Origin of the sequence: Micromonospora sp. NPDC047753 (assembly GCF_040642735.1) — a bacterium.
Classification (GTDB): Bacteria; Actinomycetota; Actinomycetes; order Mycobacteriales; family Micromonosporaceae; genus Micromonospora.
This window is the reverse complement of record NZ_JBEYSL010000376.1, coordinates 1-6837: the sequence shown is the minus strand read 5'-3', so window position 1 is coordinate 6837 and position 6837 is coordinate 1. Positions and strand designations below refer to the sequence as shown.

Genomic DNA, 6837 nt, shown 5'->3' with positions numbered 1-6837 from the left:
ATGGATGGGTTGGCCGCCGCCGAGCGTATCGCCGGTGCCCGGATCGCCCCGGTGATCATCCTGACCGCGTTCAGCCAGCGCGACGCGCCTGACACCGTCCAGTTCGCCCGCCCCACTCCGCGCGCCGACGCGCAGCACGGTCCCGGTGGCGTACGAGGCGTCCGGGCCGAGCAGCCAGGCGATGGCGGCGGCGATCTCGTCGGGTTCGCCGGCGCGGCCCAGCGGGATGCGACCGACGGCGGTGTCGGCACGGTCGGGGACCCCGGAGTCGGCGTGGATGTCGGTGCGCACGATGCCGGGGGCCACGGCGTTGACCCGGATGCCCTTCGGGGCGAGTTCCTTGGCCAGGCCGACGGTGAGGGTGTCGGTGGCGGCCTTCACGGCGGCGTAGTGCACGTACTCCCCCGGGCTGCCGAGGGTCGCGGCCGCCGACGAGACGTTGACGATCGCCCCACCGTCGGTGAGCCGGTGGGCGGCCTGCTGGGCGCAGAGGACGTAACCGACGAGGTTGACGTCGACGACCCGGCGCAGGTCCTCCACGCGCAGCTCGGTGAACGGTCCGATCAGGCTGGTGACGCCGGCGTTGTTGACCAGGCCGGTGAGCGGGCCGAGCTGCGCGGCGGCGTCGAACAGGGCGTGCACCTGTTCGGGGTCGGTGGTGTCGGCGCGTACCGCGATGGCCTGTGCGCCGGCGGCCCGCAGGTCGGCCAGGACGGCGGCGGCCGCGGCGTCGTCGCGGCGGTAGCACAGGGCCACGTGGTGACCGGTGGCGGCGAGCCGACGGGCGGTGGCCGCGCCGATGCCCCGGCCGCCGCCGGTGATGACGGTGACGGGTGCCACGGTGCCTCCCGGAGAGTCTGACGGCTGGGCGATGCTCGTGCCGACGCTACCGTGACCGGCGCGGATCGGTCCTCGAGAGGAGGGTCACATGCGGCGGGCGTCGGGACGCGACAGCGGGGTGTCCCTGCTGGCCGGACGACGCCAGGCCGACGAGTTGGCGGCGCTCGGGGTGTGATCGCTTACGCTCACCGCGCGGTCGATCAGACGATGGAGGTGCGCGGTGGCGGGTGTGGGTGTCGGCGACGTGGTGCAGGATTTCGAGCTGCCGGACGAGACGGGCACGCCGCGGCGGCTGTCGGAGTTCCTGGCGGCGGGACCGGTGGTGCTGTTCTTCTACCCGGCGGCGATGACCCGGGGGTGCACGGCGGAGAGCTGCCACTTCCGCGACCTCGCGGCGGAGTTCACGGCGCTGGGCGCGACGCGGGTGGGCATCAGCCGCGACCCGGTGGCGAAGCAGGCCGAGTTCTCGAAGCTGCACGGCTTCGACTATCCGCTGCTGTCGGACGCCGACGGCGCGGTGGCGCAGCAGTTCGGGGTCAAGCGGCGGGTGCCGTTGGGACCGTTGAGCATGAAGCGCATGACGTTCGTCATCGGCACCGACCAGCGGATCATCGAGGTGATCCACAGCGAGGTCAGCATGAACGAGCACGCGGACCGGGCGCTGCGGGCGCTGGGCGGCTGAGCGGGTGTGAGCCCCGTGCGGCGGGTGTCGCAGTCGGCTGGTATCAAGACAGCAATCAAACAGGTGTACGGAAGAGGGTTGTGATGGATGCCGGCCAGGGTTTGTCCACTAGCGAGGTGCAGAGCATCCGGGAGTCGTTGGCGGCCGGGCGTAAACCGCGGGTGGTGTTCACCGCGTCGGCGGGGCAGATCGCCGGTCAGGTCGGTCAGGTGATCGACCTGACCGACCCGGAGGTGTCCGACGAGTTCGTGGTGGTGCGCTTCGGTCGCGACGAGTTGCCGTTCTCCCCCGCCGACCTGGCCGTGGCGCCCAAGGGCGTCACTCGTCGGGTGGTGGAGCCGAAGCCGGAGCCCGATCCCGAGCCGCCGGCGGTGGCCGCGCCGGAGTTCGTGTTGGACACGCCGCGGGTGCCCGCGCAGCGACAGGAGGAGCCGAAGGTGGAGCAGACGGAGAGGCCGCCGGCGCGGCGGGCGGTCAAGGCCGTCAAGCCGAAGAGCCCCGCGGGCCTCACCGTGACCTTGGCGTACGCCGACGGGGAGTGGACCGTCGCCGCGCAGCAGGGCAGCAAGGCGTTGGCGAAGCCGTACGTGGTGAAGCCGGCGGAGGCGTTGAAGATGGTGGCCCTGGTCGACGTGCCGGGGGTGCAGGAGGCGGTGGAGCAGATTCTCGGCACCGAGCGGGCCGAGGCGGAGCAGCAGGCCGAGAAGCTGCGCGCCGAGCTGGCCGAGATCGAGGCCCGGCTGGCGGAGCTGCGCGAGGCCCGCTGAGGGCTGTCAGTGCCGGCTGTGGTGGTGCAACAGTCGTCGCCGCCGTCGCCGACCTCAGCGCCCGGCTGTACGCGGGAATCCCCACCGACGAGGCCAGCACGGCAGCGCGGGTGCTCACCATCGTCACCCAACACGCGAACGCCGAGCTGGCGGCGACCCCGGCCTGACCGGACGCCACCGCCGGGCGGCCGGCATCCAGGACACGGAGCCTGGAGCCGGCCCCCCGGGGCCCCTACCGCGCCGGGCGCTGCCCGAGCTCCGACACGACGGCCCGTTGCAGCACCGCTGTCGTGCCCAGCACCGTCCCGGCCGGCCCGTCGACGGTGTCCGCCACGAGATAGCTGCGCTCACCGAGGTAGTCGAAGCTCTGCTCATCGAAGATCCACTCGTCGCGGCGGCTCCGCTCGGTGTGCGCGACGGCTATCCCCCGCCGCCCGGCCGCGTCGGTGACCCCGCGCACCACCTCGACCCCGGGGATCTTCGCCGCGGCCCGGTAGAGCGCGGCGCTCGTGACCGGCGGCACCAACGACTCGCGCAGGATGTCGCCGATCGCGGTGAACGCCGCGCCGTCGCGGCTGTTGCCCCGGCCCCGCTGCTGACGTTCCCGGTACAGCTTCGCCAGCAGGGCGTCCGGGTCCTCGGGCAGGTCGACCAGCGCCGCGTTCGGTGTCACGTCCGTGAGCGTCTCTCGCTGCGGGATCACGCCGACGATCGGAGCGTCGAAGAACGGCTGCTGCACCAGGCCGTCACCCCGCTCGTGCCGGGGGATCCAGATCTCCCGCTCGTGCACCGGTCGCAGTCGGGCCGGGCCGTCACCGAGCTCGGCGAAGGCGCCCCGGCTCCTGATGTAGACGTACCCGCCCTCGCCGGGCGGTGGCCCCGGCCTGCCGGTGGCCACCGCGGCCATCCGGTTGAGCAGCAGTGACGCCCCGACGCGTTCCCCCTGCTCGACCGGGACGATCAGTGGCGCGCTGTCCGGCGACCACGGTTGGGCGACCATCCCGGCCGCGACCGCGACGGTCAGCACGCCCGCCACCGGCACGAGCACCCGCATCCGTCGTGGCCGCCGCGACGGCCGCCGGACCTCGGTCAGCAGATGATGCCGCAGTGCCTGTCGGCGCACCGCCGACAGGGCCGGCACGGGCAGGGCGGTGGGCTCTCTCATCGGTACTCTCCCTGCTCGACGGGGGTCATCCGGGTGCCGGTCAGCTCCTGCTGCGCCAGCGCCCGCAGCCGGGTCCGGGCCCGCGACAGTCGGGAGCGCACGGTCCCGACGGGTACGCCCAGTGCCTCGGCCGCCGCCGCGTAGTCCAGTTGCGACCACACGCAGAGCAGGAACACCTCCCGGTCGGCGCGGCGCAACGCCCGCAGTCCCGCCAGGGCGGCGGCCACCTGGTCGGCGTCGTGCATCCGGTCGACCACCGCCTCGGCGAAGTCGGGGACGGTGTCGCGTACCGGCAGCCGCCGCAACGCCTCCCGGTGCCGGCGCGCCGCCCGCCGGCGGTTGCGCAGGACGTTTGTCGCGATCCCGAGCAGCCACGGCCGCAGACCGTCCCCGTCCGGGCGCAGGGATTCGCGGATCCGCCACGCTTCGAGGAAGGTCAGCGACACCACGTCCTCGGCGTGCGCCGCATCGCTTCCGCTCCACAGCGCATGTCGATGAACCGCCTCGGCGTGCTCGTCGAAGAGCTCGCCCAACGCGTCGGAGTCTCCGGCCCGGATCCGGGCCCGCATCTCGGCTGTCACACCTGTATCTGTCCGCTGCCGCCGCCGAGTTCCCACTTCGGAGACGGAAACCATCGGCCCGCCGGTCAGAAGTAGTCGAGCAACTGCGCGGGCCCGCCGCAGGCCAGGAGGTCGAGCGCGCCCGGGTCGACACCCGGGCTGTGGTGCAGCAGCCCGGCCTGCGCGACCGAGCGGGCCTGCGCGGCACCGGCGTAGAGCAGGGCGAAACCGCGCACGTCCAACCGCAGGTCGGCCTCGCCGACGACCCGGGTCAGCTCGGCGTCGCCGTCGGCGACGGTCAGCCTCCAGGTGCCGGTGTTCCACTCGGCGAGCGGATCGGTGAGGGCGAAGTCGACGACGCCCCGGGCGTGGGCGGGCCACCCCCGCGCGCTCACCGCGCGGGCGACGTCCACCGGTCGGTGCATCCACAGGTCCCGCTCGTGGTCGCGGGCCGACTCCAACGGCAGGACGACGCTGACCGCGTCGCCGTCGAGCGGGCACAGCCGCAGCGTCGGCGCGACGCTGGCCCAACTGCCGAGCACCCCGACGATCTCCCGGGCGGCCTCGGGCGTGACAGCGAGGGCCTCGTCGACGGTGAGCACCGAATCCGCCCCGTAGCCCCGGCCCCGCTGCCAGATGGCGTAACCGACCAGTTCGCCGTCGGCCTCGACGAGGGTGACCCCGTCGCCGGGCAGACCGCGGTCGGCGGCGTCGAACAGCTCACCCCGGCGGGTCAGCATGCCGTTGCGGTGCCGGGTGACCCGCTCGTACAGGGCGTCGACGGCTGGCAGGTCGGCGGGCGTACCGGCCCGGACGGTGAGGTGCGACGCGGGCCGGTGCCGGGGCAACGCGGCGGTGGCCAGGTCGACGGTGCGCAGCACCCCGGCGGCCTCCCACCCGCAGGCCCGGTACGGGGCGGCGACGGTCGGATAAAGCGCGCTGATCGCCGCCTGACGGTCGCGGGCGCCGCGCAGCAGCGCGCTGAGCAGGGCTCGCGCCACGCCGTGACCACGGGCCTCGGGGGCGACGGCCACCCCGGCCACGTCTGCGGCCGGCACCGCCCGCCCGGACCACCACTGGTCGTGGTGCAGGTCGACGGCCTTGCCGACGAGCCGACCGGAGTCGTCGAACGCGCCGTAACGGGTCAGGCCGGGCACCGGCGCCGGCGCGGGCGCCGGGCGCTGCGGGTCGGAGCCGAACGCGAAGCGGCCCAGCTCCCAGGCGGCGTCGAGGTCGTCGGCGGTGAGTTCGCGTACGTGCACAGTGGCGGGCATCGGCACACCGTAAACGAACCCACCCCCCACCAACCGCCCGATTTTCCCGACGCCCCCGCGCTGCGCCGGCCCGGCTGGTGCGCGATCTTGCAGTTACTGTCGCGGCTTTACCGGCATTTCGTGCAGATCGACGACCGGAAGTGCAAGATCGACGCGATTTCCCCGCTTCCGGCGGTCAGTGCTGCGGGATGTTGGCCACGCCGATGCGCTTGCGGAACACCCAGTACGTCCACCCCTGGTAGGCCAGCACCACCGGAGTGAAGATCACCGCCACCCAGGTCATGATCTTCAGGGTGTACGGGGTGGACGCGGCGTTGGTAGCCGTCAGCGTGCCGGCCGCGTCCAGGGTGGAGGGCAGCACGTTCGGGAACAGCGCCGCGAACAGGGTCGCCACCGCCAGGCCGATCGCCACGGCCGTGCCGGTGAACGCCCAGCCTTCCCGGCGTACCCGGGCGGCGGCCAGACCACCGAGCAAAGCGAGGGCCGCGCCGACGGCGAGCACGACGGCGGCCGCGCTGGAGCGGATGTTCAACGTCCAGGTCAGGAACCCGACCGCGAGCACGGCGGCACCCACACCCAGGCGCACGGCGAGCGCGCCCGCCCGCTCACGGATGTCGCCGGTGGTCTTCAGGGCGAGGAACACCGCGCCGTGGGTGAGGAACAGCGCGAGGGTGGTCGCACCGCCCAGCAGGGCGTACGGGTTGAGCAGGTCCAGCAGGCCGCCGACGTACTCGTGGTCGGCGTCCAGCGGCACGCCGCGCAGGATGTTGGCGAAGGCGACGCCCCACAGGATCGCCGGCAGCAGCGAGCCGACCACGATCGCCGCGTCCCAGCGACGCTTCCAGGACGCCTCGGGGCGCTTGTGCCGGTACTCGAAGGCGACGCCCCGGGCGATCAGGGCCAGCAGGATCAGCAGCAGCGGCAGGTAGAAGCCGGAGAAGAGGGTGGCGTACCACTCGGGGAACGCGGCGAACATGGCGCCACCGGCGGTGATCAGCCACACCTCGTTGCCGTCCCAGACCGGGCCGATGGTGTTGATCAGGACGCGGCGTTCCCGGTCGTCGCGGCCGAGCACGGGCAGCAGCATGCCGACGCCGAAGTCGAAGCCCTCCAGGATGAAGTACCCGGTGAACAGCACGGCGACGAGGAGAAACCAGATGGTGGTCAGTTCCACGATGGGCTCCGGGATCAGTAGGCGAAGGCGAGCGGGCGCTCGGCGTCGTCGGTGTCGTCGGTGGGAGGTTGCTCGCTGACGTCGGGTACGCCGGCCTTGGCGTAGCGCAGCAGCAGCTTGACCTCGATCACGGCGAGGGTGGCGTAGATCAGCGTGAACGCGGTGAACGAGGTGAGGACCTCGGCCAGCGAGACGCTGCGCGACACCCCGTTGCGGGTGAGCATCTCGCCGAAGACGATCCACGGCTGGCGGCCCATCTCGGTGAAGATCCAGCCGAAGGCCGACGGCAGCGGGGTGACCTGCGGGATGACCGTCAGGTGGTCGGTGCTGGTGAAGGAGCGGGTGAGTTCACAGAGGCCGAACGGGTCGGTCATC

7 protein-coding genes and 2 pseudogenes are annotated in these 6837 nt (G+C 72.9%); 3 read left to right on the top strand and 6 right to left on the bottom strand.

Features of this window, described 5'->3' with window-relative positions; genetic code table 11:
- Window positions 1-84 (top strand): annotated as a pseudogene (locus tag ABZ749_RS25905) (response regulator); the annotation flags it as partial.
- 42 nt (window positions 85-126) lie between these two features.
- Here the strand turns inward: ABZ749_RS25905 and ABZ749_RS25900 are convergent.
- Window positions 127-840 (bottom strand): annotated as a pseudogene (locus ABZ749_RS25900) (SDR family oxidoreductase); the annotation flags it as partial.
- A 220-nt stretch (window positions 841-1060) separates the two neighbouring features.
- Here ABZ749_RS25900 and ABZ749_RS25895 point away from each other — a divergent pair.
- Together ABZ749_RS25895 and ABZ749_RS25890 are read left to right on the top strand one after the other, a co-directional pair.
- Window positions 1061-1522: a peroxiredoxin gene (locus ABZ749_RS25895; protein WP_355007530.1), complete on the top strand. Its 462-nt coding sequence runs from the start codon at window positions 1061-1063 to the stop codon at window positions 1520-1522.
- Window positions 1523-1605: 83 nt separating this feature from the next.
- Window positions 1606-2289 carry a hypothetical protein gene (locus ABZ749_RS25890; protein WP_357232265.1) on the top strand — a complete coding sequence of 228 codons (684 nt, stop codon included), beginning with the start codon at window positions 1606-1608 and terminating at the stop codon, window positions 2287-2289.
- A 232-nt stretch (window positions 2290-2521) separates the two neighbouring features.
- Here the strand turns inward: ABZ749_RS25890 and ABZ749_RS25885 are convergent, their stop codons facing one another.
- The 5 genes from ABZ749_RS25885 to ABZ749_RS25865 form a co-directional block, all read right to left on the bottom strand.
- Window positions 2522-3454, bottom strand: a complete 933-nt coding sequence (locus ABZ749_RS25885; protein WP_357232262.1) for a CU044_5270 family protein — start codon at window positions 3452-3454, stop codon at window positions 2522-2524.
- Window positions 3451-4035 (bottom strand): RNA polymerase sigma factor, encoded by a 585-nt coding sequence (locus tag ABZ749_RS25880; RefSeq protein ID WP_357232259.1) that lies wholly within the window; start codon window positions 4033-4035, stop codon window positions 3451-3453. The genes ABZ749_RS25885 and ABZ749_RS25880 overlap by 4 nt, the downstream gene beginning before the upstream one ends.
- Window positions 4036-4100: 65 nt before the next feature.
- On the bottom strand, window positions 4101-5288 hold the full coding sequence (locus ABZ749_RS25875) for a GNAT family N-acetyltransferase (RefSeq protein ID WP_357232256.1): 1188 nt from the start codon (window positions 5286-5288) through the stop codon (window positions 4101-4103).
- A 175-nt stretch (window positions 5289-5463) separates the two neighbouring features.
- Window positions 5464-6462 carry a cytochrome d ubiquinol oxidase subunit II gene (gene cydB, locus ABZ749_RS25870; protein WP_355007524.1) on the bottom strand — a complete coding sequence of 333 codons (999 nt, stop codon included), beginning with the start codon at window positions 6460-6462 and terminating at the stop codon, window positions 5464-5466.
- Between the two features lie 14 nt (window positions 6463-6476).
- Window positions 6477-6837, bottom strand: a 361-nt coding sequence (locus tag ABZ749_RS25865; protein ID WP_357232253.1) for a cytochrome ubiquinol oxidase subunit I, incomplete at its 5' end; no start/stop codon positions are given.

Coding starts and splice junctions, on each gene's coding strand:
- ABZ749_RS25875 (WP_357232256.1), bottom strand. CDS start 5,288: ATGCCCGCCACTGTGCACGTACGCGAACTCACCGCCGACGACCTCGAC.
- ABZ749_RS25890 (WP_357232265.1), top strand. CDS start 1,606: ATGGATGCCGGCCAGGGTTTGTCCACTAGCGAGGTGCAGAGCATCCGG.
- ABZ749_RS25885 (WP_357232262.1), bottom strand. CDS start 3,454: ATGAGAGAGCCCACCGCCCTGCCCGTGCCGGCCCTGTCGGCGGTGCGC.